The organism is Allocoprococcus similis (genome assembly GCF_054660775.1).
In genome coordinates, this window is record NZ_BAAHSG010000001.1 from 113391 (window position 1) to 136278 (window position 22888).

Annotated in this window: 21 protein-coding genes and 1 pseudogene; 1 reads left to right on the top strand and 21 read right to left on the bottom strand. The window is 42.0% G+C overall.

Features of this window, described 5'->3' with window-relative positions; all coding sequences use genetic code 11:
• Positions 1-4: 4 nt before the first annotated feature.
• The 13 genes from ACYQ5K_RS00640 to yedF all read right to left on the bottom strand — a co-directional run bounded on the left by ACYQ5K_RS00640 (position 5) and on the right by yedF (position 13428).
• Positions 5-1273: an SLC13 family permease gene (locus ACYQ5K_RS00640; RefSeq protein ID WP_173687287.1), complete on the bottom strand. Its 1269-nt coding sequence runs from the start codon at positions 1271-1273 to the stop codon at positions 5-7.
• Between the two features lie 432 nt (positions 1274-1705).
• Entirely contained in the window at positions 1706-2350 is a 645-nt protein-coding gene (locus ACYQ5K_RS00645) for a GntR family transcriptional regulator (RefSeq protein WP_173687286.1), read from the bottom strand.
• The gene (locus tag ACYQ5K_RS00650) at positions 2347-2964 is read right to left on the bottom strand and encodes a GntR family transcriptional regulator (RefSeq protein ID WP_243259068.1); all 618 of its coding nucleotides are present in this window, start codon (positions 2962-2964) and stop codon (positions 2347-2349) included. The genes ACYQ5K_RS00645 and ACYQ5K_RS00650 overlap by 4 nt, the downstream gene beginning before the upstream one ends.
• A 252-nt stretch (positions 2965-3216) precedes the next feature.
• Positions 3217-3453 carry a DUF3343 domain-containing protein gene (locus tag ACYQ5K_RS00655; protein ID WP_008372464.1) on the bottom strand — a complete coding sequence of 79 codons (237 nt, stop codon included), beginning with the start codon at positions 3451-3453 and terminating at the stop codon, positions 3217-3219.
• Positions 3453-3656, bottom strand: a complete 204-nt coding sequence (locus ACYQ5K_RS00660; RefSeq protein WP_022220208.1) for a sulfurtransferase TusA family protein — start codon at positions 3654-3656, stop codon at positions 3453-3455. The genes ACYQ5K_RS00655 and ACYQ5K_RS00660 overlap by 1 nt, the downstream gene beginning before the upstream one ends.
• Positions 3657-3725: 69 nt before the next feature.
• Positions 3726-4823, bottom strand: coding sequence for a YedE family putative selenium transporter (gene yedE, locus ACYQ5K_RS00665; RefSeq protein ID WP_459777161.1), 1098 nt, complete (start codon positions 4821-4823; stop codon positions 3726-3728).
• Between the two features lie 199 nt (positions 4824-5022).
• Entirely contained in the window at positions 5023-6162 is a 1140-nt protein-coding gene (locus tag ACYQ5K_RS00670) for an aminotransferase class V-fold PLP-dependent enzyme (RefSeq protein WP_459777162.1), read from the bottom strand.
• 13 nt (positions 6163-6175) lie between these two features.
• The gene (locus tag ACYQ5K_RS00675; protein WP_459777163.1) at positions 6176-7093 is read right to left on the bottom strand and encodes a selenium metabolism-associated LysR family transcriptional regulator; all 918 of its coding nucleotides are present in this window, start codon (positions 7091-7093) and stop codon (positions 6176-6178) included.
• On the bottom strand, positions 7090-9006 hold the full coding sequence (gene selB, locus ACYQ5K_RS00680) for a selenocysteine-specific translation elongation factor (RefSeq protein ID WP_173687281.1): 1917 nt from the start codon (positions 9004-9006) through the stop codon (positions 7090-7092). The genes ACYQ5K_RS00675 and selB overlap by 4 nt, the downstream gene beginning before the upstream one ends.
• Complete coding sequence (gene selA, locus ACYQ5K_RS00685; protein WP_173687280.1) at positions 9003-10397, bottom strand: L-seryl-tRNA(Sec) selenium transferase; 1395 nt, start codon at positions 10395-10397, stop codon at positions 9003-9005. The genes selB and selA overlap by 4 nt, the downstream gene beginning before the upstream one ends.
• Before the next feature lie 24 nt (positions 10398-10421).
• Positions 10422-11465 carry a selenide, water dikinase SelD gene (gene selD / locus ACYQ5K_RS00690; protein ID WP_173687279.1) on the bottom strand — a complete coding sequence of 348 codons (1044 nt, stop codon included), beginning with the start codon at positions 11463-11465 and terminating at the stop codon, positions 10422-10424.
• Between the two features lie 85 nt (positions 11466-11550).
• Complete coding sequence (locus tag ACYQ5K_RS00695; protein WP_195230254.1) at positions 11551-12471, bottom strand: selenium metabolism-associated LysR family transcriptional regulator; 921 nt, start codon at positions 12469-12471, stop codon at positions 11551-11553.
• Between the two features lie 357 nt (positions 12472-12828).
• Positions 12829-13428 (bottom strand): sulfurtransferase-like selenium metabolism protein YedF, encoded by a 600-nt coding sequence (gene yedF / locus ACYQ5K_RS00700; RefSeq protein WP_178024823.1) that lies wholly within the window; start codon positions 13426-13428, stop codon positions 12829-12831.
• Between the two features lie 289 nt (positions 13429-13717).
• On the opposite strand from yedF, the gene ACYQ5K_RS00705 reads away from it, so the two are divergent.
• Complete coding sequence (locus ACYQ5K_RS00705; RefSeq protein WP_008372439.1) at positions 13718-14575, top strand: class I SAM-dependent methyltransferase; 858 nt, start codon at positions 13718-13720, stop codon at positions 14573-14575.
• Positions 14576-14816: 241 nt separating this feature from the next.
• Here the strand turns inward: ACYQ5K_RS00705 and ACYQ5K_RS00710 are convergent, their stop codons facing one another.
• The 8 genes and pseudogenes from ACYQ5K_RS00710 to ACYQ5K_RS00745 form a co-directional block, all read right to left on the bottom strand.
• Complete coding sequence (locus ACYQ5K_RS00710) at positions 14817-15278, bottom strand: low molecular weight protein-tyrosine-phosphatase (RefSeq protein ID WP_173687276.1); 462 nt, start codon at positions 15276-15278, stop codon at positions 14817-14819.
• A gap of 174 nt (positions 15279-15452) precedes the next feature.
• Positions 15453-15623 (bottom strand): annotated as a pseudogene (locus ACYQ5K_RS00715) (tyrosine-type recombinase/integrase); the annotation flags it as partial.
• A 121-nt stretch (positions 15624-15744) separates the two neighbouring features.
• Positions 15745-17322 carry a recombinase family protein gene (locus tag ACYQ5K_RS00720; RefSeq protein WP_195230252.1) on the bottom strand — a complete coding sequence of 526 codons (1578 nt, stop codon included), beginning with the start codon at positions 17320-17322 and terminating at the stop codon, positions 15745-15747.
• Complete coding sequence (locus ACYQ5K_RS00725) at positions 17319-19010, bottom strand: recombinase family protein (protein WP_173689646.1); 1692 nt, start codon at positions 19008-19010, stop codon at positions 17319-17321. The genes ACYQ5K_RS00720 and ACYQ5K_RS00725 overlap by 4 nt, the downstream gene beginning before the upstream one ends.
• A gap of 1 nt (position 19011) precedes the next feature.
• Positions 19012-20703, bottom strand: a complete 1692-nt coding sequence (locus ACYQ5K_RS00730; protein ID WP_029732461.1) for a recombinase family protein — start codon at positions 20701-20703, stop codon at positions 19012-19014.
• A 108-nt stretch (positions 20704-20811) separates the two neighbouring features.
• A complete protein-coding gene (locus tag ACYQ5K_RS00735; protein ID WP_029732460.1) occupies positions 20812-21060 on the bottom strand; it encodes a DUF6870 family protein in 249 nt (82 codons plus the stop codon).
• Positions 21041-21421, bottom strand: coding sequence for a type II toxin-antitoxin system PemK/MazF family toxin (locus ACYQ5K_RS00740; protein ID WP_005344285.1), 381 nt, complete (start codon positions 21419-21421; stop codon positions 21041-21043). The genes ACYQ5K_RS00735 and ACYQ5K_RS00740 overlap by 20 nt, the downstream gene beginning before the upstream one ends.
• Before the next feature lie 575 nt (positions 21422-21996).
• A complete protein-coding gene (locus ACYQ5K_RS00745) occupies positions 21997-22470 on the bottom strand; it encodes a sigma factor-like helix-turn-helix DNA-binding protein (RefSeq protein ID WP_029732459.1) in 474 nt (157 codons plus the stop codon).
• Between the last annotated feature and the right edge of the window lie 418 nt (positions 22471-22888).

Consider the following 22888-nt stretch of genomic DNA (forward strand, 5'->3'; position numbering starts at 1 on the left):
CTTCTTACGGGAAGAATGGATAGAATATCGGAAGTAAGATCATACTTACTACGGTGGATACCAGAATCAGCGGCACACCTGCTTTTGCATAATCTTTAAATGTATATCCTCCGGCTGTGACAACCATTGTGTTCGCCGGCATTCCGATCGGTGTTGCGTATGCGCAGGATCCTCCGATGACACATGCCATAAGTACTGCGCTTGGGTCTGCTCCCATTCCCTGTGCGATTGACACAGCGATTGGTGCCATAAGTGCTGTTGTTGCTGTATTTGACATAAAATTGGTAAGTACACAGCACAGCATGAAAATTACAAATGTAAGTACATAAGGTGACGGGTTCTTTCCAAGAAGTCCGATTACTTTATCCGCGATCAGCTCACCTGCTCCTGTCGAATCAAGTGCTGCTGCAAGGGAAAGGGTTCCACCGAACAGGAAGATCGTCTTCAGATCGATGGAAAGAAGTGCATCTTTCTCACTGATAACTCCTGTAAGGATCAGGGCGATTGCTCCGACACATCCTGTCACACAAAGCTTGATTCCGATCTGTTCTTCAAAGATCATTCCGAGAAGTGTAAGAATCAAAATAACCAGGGAAAGTGTCTGTTTCCACTTTGGCACATTGCTGAAATCCTGTACCTCATCATAAATGCTGTCTCCGGCTGCATCTGTCTTGTTCGGAAGAAATTTGTATCCGATCAGTGCGAAATAAATGATTCCGACGATCAGGATCGGTACACCTACTTTTGCGTAATCGAAGAATCCGAATTTCAGTCCGATACTTTCCATTTGTGACTGTGCGATCATGTTACCCGGAGCTCCGATCAGGGAAAGGTTACCTCCCATCGCTGCAGCGAATACAAGCGGCATCAGAAGTCTTGATCTTGAATATCCCGACTTTGCTGCGATACCGATGACTACCGGAATCAGAATTGCGGCTGTTCCTGTGTTGGAAAGGAAACCGCTCATCACTCCTACGATGATCATAATCGCAACGATCAGCTGCTTCTCTGTCTTGGCGAAATGTGTTACAACTCCCCCTATTTTGTTTGCCATTCCTGTTTCAAAAAGTGCGCCACCTACAATGAACATCGCAACAAACAGAATGACGTTGCTGTCAATGAATCCCGAAAATGCTGTCTTCCAGTCCAGAACTCCTGTGACTACCAGTCCCACACAGACAATCATGGATGTCAGTCCCAACGGAATTTTCTCCCACATGAACATCACGATTGCAAACAGCAGGAACAATAATGTGATAGTTACCTGACTCATTTTGCTACCTCCTCATTTCTCTTTTTAGTTTCTTTTCTGGATGCCTTTTATTTGATATCTGATTTATGATATCTGATTTTGTATCCAAATCTTGATTTTAATATAATTCATTGACACCAAAATGTCAATCACTTTTTATCATTTTGGCGGATAGCATAATTCTGCATATTCTGTTTTGTATATTCTGACTAAGATTCTTCTGTTATATTGCACGAAATCGACTTTAAAAACGAGTTGTTGTATGCAGTATACAAATATTCATATAGTCCAAGATGATTATCAAAAATCTTTTTTACAAAATGTATGTCAAAGCCAAGACTGTTTTGAAGTATACTCTGAAATTTTTACAAATAAAAAAGATTTCAAGAAACACTCTATGCTCTCAAAATCTTTTCATATCTTATGTATAACTTTTCTATTTTCGTACTGTGTCTATTTGTAATACGTCAGCATATCATCACGGCTACGCATGATATGCGCATACATCTCTTTTTCCGCCGCTTCGGCATTATGCTCCTGAATTGCCTTCAGAATCCTTCCGTGCTCTTTGATCGATACCTTTGCGTAATCGCCTTCGGAAACCATGCTTCCCATGGAAAGTCCGTTCCACAGCTCGGAGATCATCTTTTTCATCTTTCCATTGCCTGCCGCGCTCCAGATCTCATTGTGAAATGCGCGATTGAGATCTGTATATTTCTGGGCTTCCCCACTTTCCAGAGCCTCACAGGATTCCTGATAAACGTCTTCTATTTCCGAAATATCCGTTCCCTGTTCTGCCGCAAGCTTTGCTGCCGCACTCTCAAGGATCGCGCGGAGCTGGTAATGTTCCCGGATATAGGTCTCCGTGATTCCAAGAACGACTGCCCCTTTATTCTTCCGAAGCTGGATCAGCCCGTCCCTCGCCAGGATCTGAAACGCTTCTCTTACCGGCATTGCCGACACATTCAGCTGGGATGCTACACTGTCGAGTGAAAGGATCTCTCCTTCTTTCATCTGCCTTGATAAAATTGCTTTTCTGAGCTCCGCAGCAACTTTTTCTTTCGCTGACGGCATCTTGATCGGTTTTAAACCATTCATCTATTCTTCCTTCTTTCTTCCTTCACCTGCTCTGCCAGAAGCAATACCCATCTGTCAATCTCACTATTGACCGCTTTTGCAAATGTTTTTGTATATTTTTCTGCGCCATTTAATGCACCTGTTATCTGTTCGCAGATTGCTCTTTCTGCCTCTTTTTTCCCGTCCGTTTCTTTACATTTTACGGCAAACCGGATATAACACTCCGAAGCATTTTTCAGCAGATTCGTCAAATATCCATTCTCCATCTGTGCAAGAAGCAACTGATCCGGTCTTGTTTCCACCGAAAATACTTTCTTTTCCCCTGTCTGCTTTTTCGTATTCAGGACATGCTGAACCGCTTTTTTGAGGATTTCCCCGATCATTTCAAAAATCAGTTCTATCTGTTCCTCATCCAGCTCAACTGTGTAAATTCTTTTTGTTGCCAGCCGCACGATCAGACCCTGACTCTCCAGCACCTGAAACGCTTCTCTGATCGGAATCCGGGATGCGCCAAACACTTCCGCCAGTTCTTCCTGCTTTAACTGACTTCCCCCTTCGATTCTGCCAGACAGAATTTCATCCGCAATCTGCTCTGCCATATAATCACTCAATCGCTTTTCTGATAACGCCCTCATCTTCTCCTCCAACATACTTTAGTTAATTAGTAGGATATATTTACAATAATAATGTATCCAAAATCATGCTAAATGTAAAGAATTATTTTTCTTGTTCCACTAATATTCTCAGTAAATCAATAAAATATGGACATATCACCGGCGCACAGTGCCTTTTATTTCACAGAAAGTTTCTTTGTAACTTCCCATGAAAGCAAACAGGAAACCGCAAAAATGATTCCTCATCTTGCGGTTTCCTCATTCTAACTCTTCTTATACCATACACTCGTGAATCTCTTCTTCTTCAAGACCGATTCCCTGCATGACATTTTTCAGTTCTTCCCTGCATTCCAGTGGTGCGCACCAGGAAAGCCCGCATCCTGCTGAAATACTTCTCGGTACCGGGATCATACGTCCCTGTGCACCAACTTTTTTACATTCTTTTTCCATCGCCATCGCATCCGCTGTTGTATGGAATGTGATGACCAGCTTTAACTCTTTTTTTCTCATTATTCAATCACAATTTCAAATTCAGAGCCCTTCTCGGTAGAAGTTGCCTTCTTTCCTTTGTCCTTCGCAAACTTTTCAATATTAGTCTTCTGGTGAGGTTCGCTCACAAGAACCTTGATCGGTCCGTTCGCATTCTTCAGTGCTTCTGCGGTAAGCATCAGCGGTTCCGGGCATGAAAGTCCTCTTGCATCTACTTCTTTCATATTTTTTACCTGCCTTCCTAGCATATCATATTTCTTATGGATTATCCATCTAAATCTTGCGGTTTCTGACTATTTTGCCTGCTCTCTTTTGTTTGTAAATGCAATGATAAAGCATGCGATAATACAGATAATGCAAGCAACTTTTCCATTCGGCGTTACGGCTCCTGCAACGAGTTCGCCTGTCTCTGCATTCATAGCTGTTCCGCTTGATGCAAGTCCGAAGTTATGGCAAAGTGCTGCAGCAAAGAACATACCAAGTACAGTCACTGCTGAATCAGAAGATCCCTGTCCTGCAAGGATCAGCTGACGAAGCGGGCAACCACCGGCAAGAACTGCCGCGAATCCTACCGCATACATGCCAAGGATATTCCACAGATGGTTGGAATGTGCAATGATCCCAGGAGTGTTAAATCCAAGTACGAATCTTCCTGTTGCCAGATTGAAGATCAGCATTACAACAAAAAGACCTGCAATAATTGTAAGAAGATCAAAGTTCTTCATTAAGATCGCATCACGGATTCCGCCGGCGAAGCACATTCTTGATTTCTGAGCAAGTGCTCCGAAAATAAGTCCGCCGATAAGTGACATGATAATTGGTGCATGAAGACTTCCAGGACCTGCTTCACTTGCTTTGAGAAGTGTTGAGCAGGTTGCAAGGATCAGAATACCAAGCAGCAGTACCGGAAGCACTGCTCCATTTTCTTTATTCGTCTCATGCGCACGTCCAAGACTGAATCCTTTTTTCAGGGCAAATGCTCCTGTTCCTACTCCAAGTACAAAACCGATCAGTGCTACCCATGCATTCAGGTCACCTGCTGACATACGGATCACCATACGGAGCGGGCAGCCAAGGAAAATCAGGGAACCGATCATAATTACCATACCAAGGATAAAGCGGATCATCGGTGAAGATCCTGCTGTTGAACGGTATTCTTTTGTTGCCACTGAAATAATAAATGCTCCAATCACAAGACCGATGATCTCCGGTCTTGCATACTGTACAACTTCGGCCTGGTGGAATCCCAGAGCTCCTGCCGTATCACGGATAAAGCAGGCAATACAAAATGCCATATTTGCCGGATTACCAAAGTAAGCCAGACATGCTGCTACAAGCCCACACAATACCCCCGCAAGTGCAAGCTTCTTCTTTGAATCTGATAAATTCATTTTTCTTCCTCCTTCGCCTTTCTCTCATTCGTCATTTTAACTATTAAAGACTTTTTTATTACCTTATAATTATACCTTTTGCACAACTTCTTGTCCAATTCATAATTAAAATAGACCGATATATATATTGATACTATCAATATCATATCGGTTTTCTATCAATTTATATTCTTATATAAAATCCTGACTTTACAAAATTCTACTCTTCTTCTGCAAGCTCGCGGATTGCCCGGATTGCTGTATCCACTTCTTCCTCTGTGTTATAGTGTGAAAAACTGAATCTGACAGCCCCCTGCTCTACGGTTCCAAGTGCCTCATGCATCCGTGGTGCACAGTGTCCTCCTGAACGGGTAGAAATCCCATAATCTGTCAGAAGTGCATCGCTGACTTCTCCGGAATCATACTCTCCAATATTCAGACTCACGACTGCACAACGATCCATGCTGCTGAAATCTCCATAAATTTTGACTCCCGGGATTTCTTTTACACCTTCATAGAACCGCTTCATCAGTGCCTGTTCCTTTGCACGGATCGTGTCAATTCCTGTTTCTTCCAGATATCCGATCGCAGCATCCAGTCCGGCAATTCCATGTCCGTTGAGGGTTCCGGCTTCCAGTGCTGTCGGCATCTCTTCCGGCTGGGTCTTACTGTAAGTCTGTACACCAGTACCACCAGAAAGAAGCGGTCTGACATGCAGCCCTTTTCTTACATACATTCCACCAGTTCCCTGCGGTCCTAAAAGTCCCTTATGACCGGTAAAACACAGAATATCAATGTGCATCTTCTGCACATCAATCGGAAATACGCCTGCTGTCTGTGAAGCATCTACCACAAATAAGAGATCATGTGCTTTTGCGATCTCTCCGATCCGCTCCACGTCCACTTTATTTCCTGTCAGATTCGATCCATGGGTGCAGACGATCGCTTTTGTGTTTTCTTTGATTGCCTTTTCAAAATCTGCGTAATCCAGAGTTCCTTTTTCATCACTGTTAAGGAATGTTACTTCTACCCCTTTTTTCTCCATCTCATAAAGCGGTCTGAGAACTGAATTGTGTTCCAGAACCGTCGAGATCACATGGTCTCCCGGATTTAAGATTCCTTTAATTGCGATATTCAGACTCTCTGTTGAATTCATCGTAAATACAATCTGTCTTGCATCTTCCGCTCCGAAGAAAACTGCAAGCTTTTCTCTTGTATCATACACCGTTCTTGCTGCTCCGAGAGATGCCTCATTGACACCTCTTCCGGCATTTCCCATGGAACACATTGCTGCGGTGATCGCATCAATGACTTCCTGTGGTTTGCGCATTGTCGTTGCCGCATTATCTAAATATATCATTTTTATCCTCTTTTCATTTCCCCATACGTGCATCCGGATAGAAATCCTTTACGATCCGGATCAGATGCTCTGCTGCTGCAGGCAGCTGATAGTTTTTATTGTATACAAGGTTCAGATAACGACTGCTTTCATCCTTCTGTAACAAAAATTCCAGAACCTGCCCGGTCCGGATCTCCTCTTCTGCTGCAAGTCTTGATATGATTGTGATTCCAAGCCCGCTTTTCACTGACCTTTTTATCGCCTCCGGATTCTCAATGCTTGCTACAATATTGAGTGTGTCCGGCATAATACCTGATTTTTTTAATATCTTTTCTGTTTCTTTGCGGGTTCCCGATCCTTCTTCCCGCATAATGATCGGTTCATTCTTGATCCATGTTGCTGTCTTGTAGCGCTTCTGTATTTCCCGATAGAATTCGGTGTTCGGCATAATCGCAACCAGTTCATCCCGGTAAAACGGCATATATCTGCAATACTTCTTTTCAAGTACCGTACCTGTGAATCCGATATCTACCATATGTCCTGCTACCTGTTCCACAACACCGCAGCTGTCATTTTCTGAAATCCGGAACTGCTCATCCGGATATGCTTCCCTGAATTTTGCCAGAATTGCCGGCAGAACATACTGTGCCGGGATTGTCGAAGTTGCAATCGTAATACATTTTTCTTCACGCTGTGCATCTTTTGAAAACACATGCTCGATTTCTTCTTCCAGTTCTACCATCTGACGCGCATACTGATATAACTGCTTTCCTTCTTCCGACAATTTCACTTCTTTTGTATTTCTTACAAAGAGGCGTGAATCCAGCTCTTTCTCCAGAGCAGAGATATGTGCACTGACCGTTGGCTGTGTCAGGAACAAAAGCTTTGCCGCTTTCGAAAAGCTTCCCGACTCAGTTACCTTAACAAATGCCTCCAGCTGCTTTAAATTCATAAGTATGCCACCCTCTCACTTTCTCCGCCTGTCTTCTTTGTCACCTTAATGCTGTCCATATATTCTAAAATCGGTTTCGCACTCTTTCTGCTTGTTGAGAACATATCTCTCACCTGTGCGATCGTGATCAGATTTTCTTCCTTCAGATGATTCTGAATTTTTTCCTTCGCTTCATCCATCAGGTGTTTCATCGTAAACATCTCTTCATTGATACGGAGTACTTTTCCTTCGTCAATCATCATGAGAACCACATCTTCCGCTGTCTGGCGCGGAATTTTTCCAAAATCAATCTCTGAAAATCTCACAAAATCATATCCTGCTTTTTCAAATGTATCTTCGATCAGCTTCTCTGTCTGAAGATACATCGCGTCCTTCGGAACTTCATATCCCGGAAGTGAAAGATATTCTTCCCTTCTTCCATAGACGTTTTCTTCCGTCATTCTTTCGATATACGCATCAAATATGTTTGGTTTGATCTTTTTCAGGAATGTATTGTGAATTTCGGCTTTCTTCATTCCATATCGGTATGGATGCTCACTATGATATTTCTGCAGTGTCTCCTCTATCTTCTGACGTACTGCAAATTCGCTGTCTCTGTGCCACAAATATGTGTCCTTCTTCATTGGGAATACAAAGATTGTTCCCGATTCTTCCAGTTCTTCAAGATACTCCTTCAGTTCATCTACGGAATGTGCCATCACCTTTGCAAGCTCAGCAAGTGTGATCATCGTGTCGCCGTGTTCTTTGATCTGAAGCTCCATAACATCGCCAAGAGAACCGGATTCTTTTTTCTTCAGTTCTTCGATTGCCTGCGCATCAAAACGTTTCTTACGCACCGGATTCGGTTCCAGCACAATCCCACCTCCGATGGTCTCCATCGGCGAATAGAAACGTACTACAAAACGGTCGCCTCGTTTGACCGCAATCTCTTCTTCCAGTCTGAGCTGTACCAGTCCCTCTTCTCCCGGTCCGATCTGCTCCTTATCCAACAGAACCGCACGGCAGAGGATCTCACTCGTACCAGTGTACAAATGCAGTCTCTCATGATTTGTAAGGATACGCATAGAATCTTCCAAAACGGTCAGCTTCACATCCAGAAGATCTGTATTTTTCATACTGTTCTTCGGCGCAAGCACACACCCTCTGCGGATCTCCTTTTTCTTCACATTTGACAGATTGATCGCCACTCTCTGTCCGGCATAGCATTTGTCCTGATTCTGTCCGTGTACCTGAATATTACGGATCTTGCACTCTTTTCCGATCGGATACATTTCCAGAACGTCTTCCTTGGTGATCGTACCGGAGATAAGTGTCCCTGTGATAATCGTCCCAAAACCTGACAGGGTAAATACCCGGTCAATCGGAAGTCTTGGAATAGTCTGTGTATCCTTTGCAACCACCTCATCCGACATCAGCTGCTGGATCGTATCCGTCAGTTCATCAAGACCCTGCCCGGTTGCAGCCGATACTTTGACAACCGGTGCACCTTCCAGAAAAGTACCTTCCAGTTCTTCCTGGATTTCTTCCTCGACGAGTTCCAGCCATTCTTCATCGACCAGGTCACACTTGTTGATCACCAGAATGCTCTTTTTGATCCCAAGGAGTCCCAGAATGTCCATGTGTTCTCTTGTCTGTGGCATGATTCCTTCATCCGCAGCCACAACCAGGAGTACCAGATCCATTCCGACAACTCCCGCAACCATGTTGTTGATAAATTTTTCATGTCCCGGAACATCAATGATCCCTACACGGTCTCCATTTTTCAGATCAAAATAAGTAAACCCGAGGTCAATGGTGATCCCTCTTCTCTGTTCTTCTTCCCACCGGTCTGTGTTGCGTCCGGTAAGTGCTTTTATCAATGTCGTCTTCCCGTGGTCAATGTGACCTGCGGTTCCTACGATAATGTTTTTCATAATAATTCTCCCAGCATCTCTGCTATCTTCTTAAAGTAGCAGGATTCAATTGTCCGCACATCCAGATAAATCGTATCGTTGGCTGTACGCGGAATGATCGGCATAGAAAGATGCCGCATCTCTTCTTCCAGCTTCGGTACACTGATATTCTCCGGCTTAATCGTAACTGCCATACTCGGAATACGTTCAAGTGGAAGAGATCCTCCACCGATCTGTGATTCACATGGTTCCATCCCAATTGTTGCAGCAAGATGTGCATTCTGCAGAATCCGTTTCAGAGATCTTGCACGCTTTTCCACATCCTCTTTGGACTCTGTGATCATACGCAGTACCGGAAGATTCTGGATTGCCTTTTCTTCTGATAAATATTCCTGTAATACCAGTTCCAGTGCTGCTGCTGTAAATTTATCAATTCGCAGTGCACGTGTCAGCTGGTTCTTCTTCATCTGGTCAATATATTTCTTCTTACCAATGATGATTCCAGCCTGCGGACCACCGAGCAGCTTGTCTCCGCTGAAGCATACAACGTCCGCTCCCTTGCGGATAGAATCCTGAACCGTCGGTTCATAGGTCAGTCCGTATTTACTCAGGTCGATCAGCACACCACTTCCAAGATCTTCAATGATCGGAATATCGTGTTCCTGTGCAATCGGAATCAGTTCATCGATCGTAACCGTCTCTGTAAATCCAACAATACGGTAGTTGCTTGTATGAACCTTAAGGAGTGCTTTTGTCTCCTCTGTGATCGCTTCTTCATAATCAGAATAATGTGTCTTATTCGTCGTTCCGACTTCTACAAGTGAAGCTCCGCTCTGCTCCATTACATCCGGAATCCGGAATTTGCCACCGATCTCAACCAGTTCTCCGCGGGATACTACAACTTCTCCGCCCTTTGCCATTGAACTTAAGATCAGCATAACAGCCGCAGCATTGTTGTTGACCGCCATCGCAGCCTCTGCCCCGGTCAGTTTGCAAAGCAGTTTTTCAAAATGAGAATATCTCTCTCCACGTGCCCCTGCTTCCAGATTGTATTCCAGATTGGAGTAACCACTCACAATTCCTGCCAGTCTCTCAACATGCTCCTTACTGATAGGCGCACGGCCGAGATTGGTGTGGAGAACTGTTCCTGTTCCGTTGATCACCATTTTCATATTCGGCTCATGCAGCTTTCCGGCATGTCGTTTTATATTCTGCGTAAGCATCCCGATCTGCGCTTTCGCTTCCTCTTCTTCCTCGCACTTTCCGATAAATGCTCTGAGCGCATCCATCTCTTCACGGATCACATCCATCACAAGTTCACGTCCATATGCATCAATCAGATCCTGTATTTCCTGTTCTTCAAGCAGAATATCTACTTTCGGAATACTGCGAAATAATAAATTTTTATTCATTTTCTCCTCTACCTCTTTGGATTCCTAGTGCAGACGAATCAGTTTATCGCTCTTTTCTGTTACGGTTCCGATCAGGGATACCTTGGTATCCAGTCTCTTCTTCTCGAATGCTTCCATCACGGCTTCCGCATACTGCGCTTCCACGCTGATGAGCAGTCCACCTGATGTCTGCGGATCATATAACAGATCGATAAAATGATCTTCTACATTTCTGAAATCTACTTTCTGATAAGAATATCCCTTGTTCTTGTAAGCCCCCGCCGGAACAAGACCCATCTTTGCATAGCTGATTGCTTCATCAAGATATGCAATATCGTGAACATTCAGTTCAAATGTCACATTACTTGCCTCTGCCATTTCAACGCAGTGACCTAAAAGACCAAATCCTGTAATATCTGTACATGCATTTACAGGAAAATGATCCACAACTTCTTTTGCTTTCTTATTTAATGAAGACATAACGATCTCTGCTTCTTTGATTGCAGCTGCAGATGCCATCTCTCCTTTAATTGCCGTATTAACAATTCCTGTTCCGACCTGCTTGGTAAGGATCAGCACATCTCCAGGTTTGCATCCGTAATTCTTGAAAATCTTTTTCGGATGTACAAAACCAGACACACAAAGACCGTACTTCGGCTCGTCGTCCTGTACGGTATGTCCCCCAACCAGAACAGCTCCTGCCTCTTTTACCTTATCGGCTCCACCGGCAAGAATATCTCCTAAGATTTGTGGATCAAGACAGTTCGGAAACCCTACGATATTAAGTGCTACCTTCGGCTCTCCTCCCATTGCGTAAACATCACTGAGCGAGTTTGCTGCTGCAATCTGTCCAAACATATACGGATCATCCACGATCGGTGTAAAGAAATCTACCGTCTGGATCATCGCAATATCATCTGTAACCTTGTAAATCGCTGCATCATCCGATGTCTCAATTCCGACGATCAAATTTTCATCTTCAAATTTTGGTAACTTACCCAGAACCTGGGCAAGGGTCTCCGGACCTACTTTAGCGGCTCACCCGGAAGTTTTTGCATACTGTGTCAGTCTTACTTTTTCTTTATTCATTGTTTATCCCCAACTTATACTTTGCATTTAACATGTTACCTGCCGCAAAAATGCGCACATAGATGTATTCTATCATTGATAATTTCTATTGTAAAGATTGCTTTTGCAATTCATACTTTTCTATAATCAATTCTCTCACATGTTCAGCCGCCGCCGGAAGTTTATAGTTCTTATTGTATACAAGATTCAGGTTTCGACCGCTTCCATCCTGTGAAAACGGGAATTCCAGAACTTCTCCTGACTCGATCTCATCTGCAGCCGCAAGTCTTGAAATAATCGTAATGCCAAGACCACTTTTGACAGATCTCTTGACTGCTTCCGGATTCTCAATTGTCGCAACAATATTCAGATCATCCAAAGAGATTCCCATCTTTTTTAATTGCTTCTCTGCTTCTTTTCTGGTACCGGATCCCTCCTCACGTATAATCAGAGGTTCTCCTTCCAACCATTTTAAATCCTTCTGCTCTTTTACGATTTTCTGATATTCTTTCGTATTCGGCATAATAACAACCAGATCATCCTGGTAAAACGGTATGTATTTACAATTTGCTTTTTCGATTACTGTACCGGAAAATCCAATATCAACCAGATGCGATGCTACCTGTTCAATGACAGTACTGCTGTCACTTTCCACGATTCTGAACTGTTCTTCCGGAAATCTCTCCCGGAATTTCACCAGAATATCCGGCAGAATATACTGTGCCGGTATCGTCGAGGTTGCGATCGTAATGCATCTTTCTTTCTGCTCTGCTGCTTTTGAAAACATTGACTGGATTTCCTGTTCCAGTTCGATCATCTGACGTGCATACTGATAAAGTGTCTTTCCGTCCTCAGATAATTTAACAGTCTTGGTATTACGCACAAACAATCTCACTTTCAGTTCTTTTTCAAGTGTCTGTATATGCGCACTTACTGTTGGCTGTGTCAGATATAATTCCTGTGCTGCTTTTGAAAAGCTTTTTGAATCGGATACTTTAATAAATGCTTCCAGCTGCTTTAAGTTCATAATTATTCCCTCTTTCTACTCGATCAAATTCGTATAAATACAACCTCACCGGATTCCTTAATTTCCTTCGATCAAATCGCGCAGCCACATCCATCTTCTGCTATCCGACATCAAATACCAGAGAGCAAAGTGTATCTGCCCGAACAGACAAATTCTTTCTGTCCAGGAGGTTACCATCTTCAGTTTTTAGTAACTTGTCCAGAGCCTGAACAAGGGTCCTTCGACCTGCTTTGATGCCTCAACATGATGTCCTTATACACTGTGTCTCTCTGATATCTTTATTCATACTTAATTTCTCAACTTTTCTTAAATATTCTCTGTCCGTTATACGGACTTCTTTATTATATAGTTCTCAAACTATGGTCTAATGATCTTTCCTGCTTCAGCCATGGATTCAACAATACTGTACATATTGGTTACACCACCAACAACAAGTTTGTCTTTTAAGTGATAGTAATCAAGACATGTACCACATGTAAGAATCTCTACTCCCTGTGCCTCCAGAGACTTCAGATCTTCAATGGAATCTGATCCTTCTGTTGTAAGAGTAGCTCCTCCATTGTAGAAAAGCATCTTCTTCGGAAGTGTATCAAGCTGTGTAACTGCATAGATAAATCCTTTGATCAGGACTTTACCAAGTTCATCATTACCTGTTCCCATGCGGTCAGAAGATACCACTACGATAAGGTCTCCCTTCTGATCCGGTGTACATACAACTTCTGCATCTACTGCCGGTGCTCCCTGCATCTTGATCGTTACTTTGTATTCTTTTTCTCCAAGCTTTTCAGAGCTTACTTCTCCGCCCTGTTCTTTTGCCAGCTTTGTAACATTCTGTACAGCAATCTCATTATCTACTAATACTTCAATTGTCTCCGGTCCTATAAGAGCCTGCATTGCTTTTTTTGTTTTGATTACCGGAATCGGGCAGTTGTCTCCCATTGCATTAACTGTTACCATAATATTCATTTCCACCTTTCTTTTACGTGAATCATTTCACTTATAGATACATTCTATCACCCTTCGTCCCTTATGTAAACAGATAGTCCCGTTATTTTTACTAAAAACTAATTGTTATCGCGATAGCTTTTTGTATATTATTGCGATATTTTACATTCGCTTCTTGCAGTATCCTTTCTTCTATAATAAAATAGAAAAGTAAAACAGTATGTCTATAAATATGCATTGAACAAGACTATAGAAAACTGGAAATTTATCAAAAAGCACTTCAGAAAGGATTTAATAATATATGTGGTTAGCAGATGGTTGGAAAGATTATGAAGTAATTGACTCCTCAGACGGAGAAAAGCTGGAACGCTGGGGGCAGTACATCCTGGTTCGTCCGGATCCGCAGGTGATCTGGGATACACCTCGCACAGACAAACGCTGGAAACATCCGAACGCACACTATCACCGCAGTAAAAAAGGCGGCGGTGAATGGGAATTCTTCGATCTCCCGGAACAGTGGCAAATCAGTTATAAGAATCTTACCTTTAACTTAAAACCGTTTAATTTTAAACATACCGGACTTTTCCCGGAACAGGCAACCAACTGGGACTGGTTCTCTGAAAAGATTCGCAATGCCGGGCGCCCGGTAAAAGTACTGAACTTATTCGCCTATACCGGTGGTGCAACACTTGCAGCAGCTGCTGCCGGCGCACACGTAACTCATGTAGACGCTTCCAAGGGAATGGTTACATGGGCAAAAGAAAATGCTGTTTCTTCCGGACTCGGCGACGCACCGATCCGCTGGCTGGTTGATGACTGTGTCAAATTCGTAGAGCGCGAAATCCGCCGCGGTAATCATTACGATGCGATCATCATGGATCCTCCTTCCTACGGTCGTGGGCCAAAGGGCGAGATCTGGAAGATTGAAGACGCAATTCATCCACTGGTAAAACTCTGTACGAAGATTTTATCCGATGATCCGCTGTTCTTTCTGATCAATTCCTATACGACAGGACTTGCTCCGGCAGTACTGACTTATATGATCGCAACTGAGCTTAAGAAATACGGCGGTCATGTGGATTCACAGGAGATTGGACTTCCGGTATCTTCCAATGGACTGGTGCTTCCTTGTGGGGCAAGTGGAAGATGGGAGAGATAAGACTGGGAACCGAGTTGTTCATTCTTTCTTAGAATCGATTATTTTCTGAATAGTATAAATTTAATTTATGCAATCATAAGAGCTCTAAAATAAAAGAGAAGTCATCTGATATGAAATGGATTTTCCTTGCAATAAAGCTTGTGCTTTAAAGTGAAATCCTTTTCTAAACTCAGATGACTTCTCTTTTTATTTTTCGTTTTCCTTTGGTTACATCTTTTCTTTGGATTACCCATCTGATGATTTATTGAGGATGCTCCATCAGATAGCCTAGAAATGCCTGGCATCCTTCCATCACATCATCGAATGTCTCATCAAAATTCCCCGTATACCATGGATCTGCAATGTCTCCCGGGCGATCCGTGTAGTCCAGAAGTCTCTGTACCTTGTGTTCCGGATCACTTCCGATAATTCTCATAATATTCTGTATATTGTATCGCTCCATACAGATAATGTAATCGAACGCGGCATATTCTTCTCTACGCATCTTGCGTGCACGGTGATTGCCACACGGGATGCCTTCCTTGCGGAGCTTCTTTTGTGTGCCACGGTGGACCGGGTTTCCATACTCCTCGTTGCTTGTACCGGCGGAATCGATGAAAAAATCGGATTCTATGCCGGATTGTTTAACTAAATGTTTCATAACGTATTCTGCCATGGTGGAGCGGCAGATATTGCCGTGGCAGATGAATAGTATTTTAATCATCGTTGCATAACCTCGCATTTTGTGTTTTTGCTTGATATTTCAAGCTTTATTCGTTTCAGATAAATTTTACATTCTGGCATAATCTGGTGTATTTTTGTATATTTTAGTCTGCAAAAGGTATAAATTTCGGTATAATTCTTTAGATTTTATACCTCGGTATTCTCCGCTTTAAATTTACACAATTTTAAGTCGTACAATTTCTTCTCGTGCGTCCTCAAGGTTCATATGTGTATAAGTATTCAATGTTACACTAATATCAGAATGTCCCATCAAATACTGTAAAGCCTTTGGATTCATACCTGATTTTGCCATATTAGAACAATAAGTATGTCTACATACATGTGGATGTGTCAAGTATAGGACAAAAAAAATTTTATTTTTTTCTGCCGAAGACTATCTGACGCTCCCATCAGGTAGTCCCAGCACCTTTATTATCTTCTAATAAGTCATTCTTGTCCTGCTCAAGTTATCTCTGTTCCGAAAAAATATCGTCAAAATTCCATTCGATTTCAATTTCATCTTGACTATGAACACGGATCACCTTGATAATCTCACGCAGCTTCTCTGTATCGAACTTCTGAATTCCCAAGAAATCTTTTAGTTTTATTTTATCAGAAAGTTCATTTTGTTCAAGAAGCTTTTTACTATTCTCCGCATCTTCTATCTTTCGTTTTATTTCCTCCAGCTGCACACTTATCTTTCTAGCTCTCTGCTTATACGAATCACAATCTATACGACCATCTTTGTAATCATCATAGAGTTTCATCTTTTCCGAGGTCAACTGTCGGCTCTGTTTTTGCAATTCTGCGGTATTGATCTCTTTGTAGTCGCATTGCCTGTTGGAAGATACTTTCTTTTCTTTTTCCAACATTGACGCTACATACTGATGGACAAGCCCAAGGATATTCTCCTCCAGCGGTTCCCGTCGGATCACCAGACTTCGACACACAGGATTTCCATTTGTTCGAGCATCTGAGCATTTTAGCAGATGCTCCGTTTCTTTTAGTAAAGAATGCCCACAGTTGGCACACAACAGCAATGCCGGCTGTTTTTTACGTCTTTCCAGAGTAAAATTGGTGCGTGATTCCGCAACACTTCTCTTCTTTTTCGGATGCATTTCATTTGCTTTTTCAAACAATGCCCTGTCTATAATTGCCGTATGATGATTTTCCAGGCGAACCCATTCTGTTTCATCATTCAGAACTGCTTTATGACCGGTATGCATACTGCAACGTGTTTTTCCCCAGATTCTGGTTCCAATATAAATCTCATCCCGGACAATTGCCGCTACTGTCGTAGGGCTCCAGTGTTTCTTTTTGATCGTGTCAAACCTCTGGAACTGCACCTGATCCCCTCTTGATAATTTCTGCTCATCACAAGTGGCAATCGCCTGTCTGTTCAATTCCCTTGTAATATCCGCAAAACTTGTTCCTTCCGCTGCCATCCGAAAAATCATTTTCACGACTTTTGCAGCCTCCGGATCTACTTCCAGCCTTCCATCTTTTCCTTTTTTATAGCCATATCTGGCATTTACCGGAAGGCGTGTACCATTTCTCGTTCTTGTCTGCAATGCTGATGAAATTTTCTTTGACAAATCCAGGCTATACATATTGTATACCAGATTCTGCAATGCTACATTCATTCCACCAGTCATTCCGCTGCTTGCTGCACTGTCATAGCTGTCATTAATCGAAATAAATCGAATCTGTAGAAGTGGAAAAATATATTCAATATAAAATCCAACTTCCAAATAGTCTCTTCCAAATCTGGAAAAGTCTTTCACAACTACACAGCCGATTTCTCCGCTTTTCATGTCATCCTGCAGCTGTTGAAATCCCTGCCTTTTAAAATGAGTACCGCTGACACCGTCATCCACATATTCCAGAATATCCGACTCAGCTACACCAAGCTCATCAATTGCAAATGATTTTAACAGAATTCTCTGAGAAGTTACACTGTCGCTCTCTTTTTTGGCTCTGCCATCTACATTGTCATCTTCTGCGGATAAACGGATGTAAACAGCTGTTTTTCTATGATCTGTCATCTTGACTGCGCCTCCTTCTCTTTCTTTAATTTCTGTAAATCTGCAAACTGATCGTCATATACCAGCTTGATCTCATAATCATACTTACCATGGATAATAATTGAATCCACAAAGGCATCTGCCATTTCTTTTGTCAGCTTACGCTTTGACATATAAGTATGTATCACATTTCCCCAGCCTTCTTCAATGTGGTAATCCTGGGAATACCGAACCTGTGCCGCCAATACTGTGTCCAGACGGCTCTTGATATTCTCAATTTCATTGGAATAGATTCGAGAAAACTGTATGTACTCTTCTTCTGTAATCAAACGTTCCGAGTAATCTTCATATAAATCCGACTTACGCTTACTGATTCGGCTTAGTTCCCGTCGAAGTTTCCCCACTTCTTTATCCAAAAGCAGGTACTGTGTCTGGTTTTTGGAAGCTGCATTCATTTCCTGAATCATTTTTTCTGTATCCAATACGGTTTTCATATGCGTTTGGATCAGGCGAAGAACATCGTCATCCACATATTCTTTTCTGACTCTGTGCCCTTTGCATTGCTTTCCTCCGGATTTATGGTTAGTATTGGCTCCGCAGATATAAAAGAATGTGCCATTTCTTTCTCTGGACAACGTCATGCGGTTACCACAGCCTCCGCACCATATCTTTCCTGTATAGAAATTATGGTTTCTAATAGCCCCATTGTTCTGCTGATGTTTCTTCTTATAAGCTTCCGTATATTCCTGGATTTTAGATTGTACCTGTTGAAACAATTCTCTATCTATAATCCCTTCATGCGTGTTCTCCACATGCACCCATTCACTCTCTGGTCGATTTCTCTGTTTATTTCCCTGGAAAACACTTTGCTGATATTTTCCAAATACTGAATCACCTGTGCAATGAACATCCTGAAGAACTCGTTTCACTTCATAATTGTTCCAGGGTTTTGACTCCGGAAGCGACTTTTCACCGGTTTTATAGAATTTTCTTTGTAAAGTCGGCGATAAAACTCCATCTTTATTGAGCTGTCTTGCAATATCACTATAGTTCCTGCCATCCATATACATAGAAAATATACTTTTCAGATGTTCTGCAGCTTCTTCATCAACAATCAGCTGATGATGGTCTTCTTCTGACTTTCTGTAACCATACGGTTCCCAGGCACTTGTAAATTTTCCTTTTTTCCAAAGAGCTTTTTTTGCGCTGCTACTCTTTTTGGCAAGGTCTTTCGAATAGAACTCATTGATAATATTCTTCAGTGGAACTGTAAGATCCACACCCTCTCTGAAGGAATCGAAATCATCTGTCACAGCCAGAAATCTTACATGGAAAAACGGGAATACTCGTTCAATATAATTACTGGTTTCGACATAATTTCTTCCAAGTCTGGACAAATCTTTTACAATAACACAATTGATTTTTCCATGCTTGATATCTTCCATCATCTGTACAAATCCAGGACGGTCAAAATTTGTACCTGAATAGTCTGAGTCCTTATAAACTTCCGCAACCGAAATATCTTCCGTATCTGCTACAAAGTTTTTCATCAATTCCACCTGAGTTTCTATCGTTCCTCTTTCCAATGTTTCTTCTGTTTCCATTGAAATTCTGGCATACAATCCTGCCCGGAACGGTCTGCTCACCTCTGTCTGGACGGTTGCACTGCTGACTACTTCCGGAATGTTTTTCCTGCTCTTTCGTGCCATTTTATACAACCTCCTTTACCTTGACCTGCAGATTATTATCATCATCTATTACCGTATCAACTCCCATAGCCGGTAATTGATTCAGCAATGTCTGATAACAATCATCAAAATCAAAAGTAATCTCTATATTCTTTTTATCATATACTCGAATTTGCCTGATCAGTTCTACCACCACAGTGCGGGACAGTTCTTCAATATCCTGATACTTCACAAAATAATCCAGCCAGGTATTGGCTTTGTCTGCTTTTTCCAGCTCACTATCCATTTCTTTCTGGATCGCACGGATACTCTCTTCCGCATTTCTAAGCCTCTTTCCATAGGCTGCATGAAGCTCAACATAGTCTTCTTTTGATACAATGCCCTCTTTCATATCCGAATAGAGCATCATCCGTAACTCCTTACAGCGTACTGTCTCCTGTTTTTTCTTCTCCAGCCTGTCCTGCAGCTTCTTCATATTGATCTCCTGAAATGGCACAGTACCAACAAATTCCAGGACTCTTTTCAGGTGCAGGATGTTCTGGATATGCTGTTTCAACATCACTAGTACGGCATCTTCCAGATCCTTTTCCGGTATTCTATGACTAGAACAGCGTTTTGTTTCTTTATTTGTGGAACATAGATAATAAGCATATTTTTTCCCTGCCACAGTAGAAACCTTTCTTGTCATAGGTGCACCACAATCCGCACATACAGCAATTCCGGATAACAGATATACCTGCTTTTGGTCAGGTGAAGTACGTGTATCCATGCCCAGAAGCCTCTGCACAATTTCAAAATCACGATCGCTCACCAGTGGCTCATGATTTTTCTCAATCCGGATCCAGTCATCTTCCGGTTTCACATAAGTCTGCTTCACTTTATGGTTCGGTGTTGTCCTTTTTCCCTGCACAAGATTTCCGATATAAACCTCGTTTTCCAGTATCCTGCGGACCGTAACGGAACTCCAAAGTGCCTGTTCTTTCTGCCGGAAGCCTGTTTCATAACGACTGCCGTTGCTGATTTTATACTCAAATGGGGAAAGAATACCCAGTTCATTTAAACGATTAGCGATCGCATCCTGACTCATTCCCTGCAGCTTCATCTTAAAAATATCCTGTACTACACTGCCTGCAGATGGATCAATCTCTAATTTATGCTTATCTGTCTTTGTCTTCCTGTATCCAAAAGCTACAAACGGAGTCACACACTCACCTTTTTTCCTCTTAATCTCAAGATTACTCCTGATCTTAATAGAAATGTCACGGCAATAAGCATCATTGATTAAATTCTTAAATGGGATAATGATTTCGTCTGCCTGATTCTTTCCCTTGAGACTGTCATAATTGTCATTGATGGCAATAAAACGCACACCAAGAGCCGGGAATAATCTCTCGATATACTTCCCGGAATCAATATATTCCCTTCCAAATCGTGATAAGTCTTTTACCACTACGCAATCTACAATTCCACGCCGGATATCTTCCAACATTGCCTGGAATGCAGGGCGCTCAAAATTAGAGCCTGAGTAGCCATCATCAACTCGGACTGAAACAACTTCAATATCTTTTTTGTCTTTCAGAAAATCCAGAATCAAAGCCTTCTGGTTAGAAATGCTGTTACTTTCCAGTTTTGCTGAACTGGAAATATCGCCATCTTCTTTAGATAATCTGACATAGATGGCGGCATGATAGATTTTGTTGATATTCTGATACATATCTTACCTCCTTTTATTACGTCAGAAAATCCATGTAATAAAAGGGGTCTGCATAATTTGTCCTTACCGACATTCTAACACAGTCCCCTCAATCTTGCCAGTACTTTTTCAGACACTCAGAAGCATATTCTCAAATGCCTGCTCCATAGATATACCGTTATTTGCAAATCTGACTTTTACTTTCATATTACCGATCCGGACCAGATAAGGATTTCCTACTTTATTCAGAAAAATATCTCTCCGTTCCTGAAGTGGCTTATTTCTGTCTGCTTTTATCATCCGTAGATCAGTCATTTCATTGATATCTACATCACTGAAATCCTGCTCCAGATAATTTCTATATTCCTCTGCCGTCATGCCCTTCTCCTTCCATTCCCATCTGAATCCGTACTGCTTTCAGCACCCGATCCAGGCTCCACTTATTTACTCTTCCGCATTTCTCAATAATGCATTTTGTAGAAATGCTCATAACCTGTTCAGCCAATGCCAGGCTTCCTTTTCGGATCCCTGTCATATCGTATTTACTGATAAATACATGTGTTGGTAAATACCGCTTCTTATATATTCTTGATGTCAGCGGAACTACTGTAATGACTGAACTGTATGTATTAGCTTTATTGTTACTTACTACGATCACCGGTCTTACTCCACCCTGAACCGAAGTTGTCGGGAACATACCGAGATCCGCCCATAAGATATCTCCTCTACGAATCGTCACTTGTCATCTCTCCAATCTTTTTTTATTTGTAAAGCATTCATAGCGCTATATTGGCTCCACAGGGATACGGCAGAGTTCCTTTCCAAGACGGAAAGCTCTGCCGCATAACCTCTATAGCCAATTTGATTATTAAACAGTGCTCGCTTGATTCTATTTATCCTCGATACCCCGAATCGTTACTCCTGCATCTGCAGGAAGGGAATAATAACCTGTCCGAATGCTACACTCCGGACCACAATCCAAAAACTCTCGTTTCCAGGCTCTGGCAGTTCATAGGTTTACCAGTTACAGACTTCTCAGGGTCTGCAAGTGTATCGCATCTCACACATGTCATCGCATCACCAGCCTGCCGACTGGCTTTGGTCAGTGCTTTTTCGCAGTATTATTAGCTCAAAAAAGTTTCTTACGTCTTATAATCCTATAGCGGCATCTTCCTCGTGCTCACTGTATGAAATGTCACGTCAGTTATTATTGGATATTCAGTTTTCATAGTGCATTTTAGGGAGTCCTTAAAGCTCCTCTAATTACTAAAGTCAAATGACTTCGACAGATGCAAAAAATTTTCCAAAAATTTTTTAAAAAAATTCTTTCATATACATTTCACGCATTTTATTAAGGATCGTTTTCAGCTTGTAAGCTAATACCTGTCTGGAAATCCCCATAATCTCAGCCATCTGTGTCTGTGTCTTATTTTCAAAGAAAATGCCGTAAATAATCATGCGTTCCTCGGTATTCAGCTGATTGATCACTTTATGAATATCCTGCTGTTCCATTTTCGTCAGTACACTGTACTCCACGTCGCAATTCAGATCTGGGAAATCCTCAATCATGAATCCTTCCCCATCGATGGACTGTCCACTATAAGGCACCTCCCGCAGCATCTTATCCACGACTTCCCCCAGCTCGTTCTTAATCTCAACTTTTTTTGCCTTGCTGCTTCTGTAAAAATTATTCATCGCATACGCAACTTTTTTTGTAATCTCGATCATTTCTCCATCAATATTTGCGTAATACTTTCCTTCGTAAAAATATGGGTGTTCAATATACATATCCGTTCCTCCTGAATTTGAAATCTTGTTGCTCGTTTCAAATCCAGAAGGCGGACCTCTGTTTAGGATCATGCCTGCTCCGCCTTTATCCTGCCGGGATACGCCCGCAGTTATTGGCTGAGAAATTCAGGCACGAAAAAAAGCCCCAGTAGTTTTTTCTTAACTACTGAGGCTTTCGTCTCTTTCTTGTATTCAGTTATCTATGCCTTCTTTCATCAGCATAATCATTGTATCAGGATAAAGTTCACAAAGTATCCGCTATACGTTCCCATAAGTTCATGTCATTATTGAAATCGTACATATTTCAGTATAAAAAGTTCACTATTCAAATTCTGATTATTTATAGTAATATGGTCTATCAAAATGGCTATTTTCTGTTTCATTATTTAACTTAACAAAACAATTCCTATGCAAAAAG

Bases quoted from the DNA above. Each gene is read 5' to 3' on its own strand.
- ACYQ5K_RS00710 (WP_173687276.1), bottom strand. From the start codon at position 15,278: ATGATTAAAATACTATTCATCTGCCACGGCAATATCTGCCGCTCCACC.
- ACYQ5K_RS00735 (WP_029732460.1), bottom strand. From the start codon at position 21,060: ATGACGGCAGAGGAATATAGAAATTATCTGGAGCAGGATTTCAGTGAT.
- ACYQ5K_RS00670 (WP_459777162.1), bottom strand. From the start codon at position 6,162: ATGATATATTTAGATAATGCGGCAACGACAATGCGCAAACCACAGGAA.
- ACYQ5K_RS00745 (WP_029732459.1), bottom strand. From the start codon at position 22,470: ATGTATATTGAACACCCATATTTTTACGAAGGAAAGTATTACGCAAAT.
- ACYQ5K_RS00645 (WP_173687286.1), bottom strand. From the start codon at position 2,350: ATGAATGGTTTAAAACCGATCAAGATGCCGTCAGCGAAAGAAAAAGTT.
- yedE (WP_459777161.1), bottom strand. From the start codon at position 4,823: ATGAATTTATCAGATTCAAAGAAGAAGCTTGCACTTGCGGGGGTATTG.
- ACYQ5K_RS00675 (WP_459777163.1), bottom strand. From the start codon at position 7,093: ATGAATTTAAAGCAGCTGGAGGCATTTGTTAAGGTAACTGAGTCGGGA.
- selA (WP_173687280.1), bottom strand. From the start codon at position 10,397: ATGAATAAAAATTTATTATTTCGCAGTATTCCGAAAGTAGATATTCTG.
- yedF (WP_178024823.1), bottom strand. From the start codon at position 13,428: ATGGTAACAGTTAATGCAATGGGAGACAACTGCCCGATTCCGGTAATC.
- ACYQ5K_RS00720 (WP_195230252.1), bottom strand. From the start codon at position 17,322: ATGACAGATCATAGAAAAACAGCTGTTTACATCCGTTTATCCGCAGAA.
- ACYQ5K_RS00725 (WP_173689646.1), bottom strand. From the start codon at position 19,010: ATGGCACGAAAGAGCAGGAAAAACATTCCGGAAGTAGTCAGCAGTGCA.
- ACYQ5K_RS00660 (WP_022220208.1), bottom strand. From the start codon at position 3,656: ATGAAAGAAGTAGATGCAAGAGGACTTTCATGCCCGGAACCGCTGATG.
- ACYQ5K_RS00730 (WP_029732461.1), bottom strand. From the start codon at position 20,703: ATGTATCAGAATATCAACAAAATCTATCATGCCGCCATCTATGTCAGA.
- ACYQ5K_RS00705 (WP_008372439.1), top strand. From the start codon at position 13,718: ATGTGGTTAGCAGATGGTTGGAAAGATTATGAAGTAATTGACTCCTCA.
- selB (WP_173687281.1), bottom strand. From the start codon at position 9,006: ATGAAAAACATTATCGTAGGAACCGCAGGTCACATTGACCACGGGAAG.
- ACYQ5K_RS00695 (WP_195230254.1), bottom strand. From the start codon at position 12,471: ATGAACTTAAAGCAGCTGGAAGCATTTATTAAAGTATCCGATTCAAAA.
- ACYQ5K_RS00640 (WP_173687287.1), bottom strand. From the start codon at position 1,273: ATGAGTCAGGTAACTATCACATTATTGTTCCTGCTGTTTGCAATCGTG.
- ACYQ5K_RS00650 (WP_243259068.1), bottom strand. From the start codon at position 2,964: ATGAGGGCGTTATCAGAAAAGCGATTGAGTGATTATATGGCAGAGCAG.
- ACYQ5K_RS00655 (WP_008372464.1), bottom strand. From the start codon at position 3,453: ATGAGAAAAAAAGAGTTAAAGCTGGTCATCACATTCCATACAACAGCG.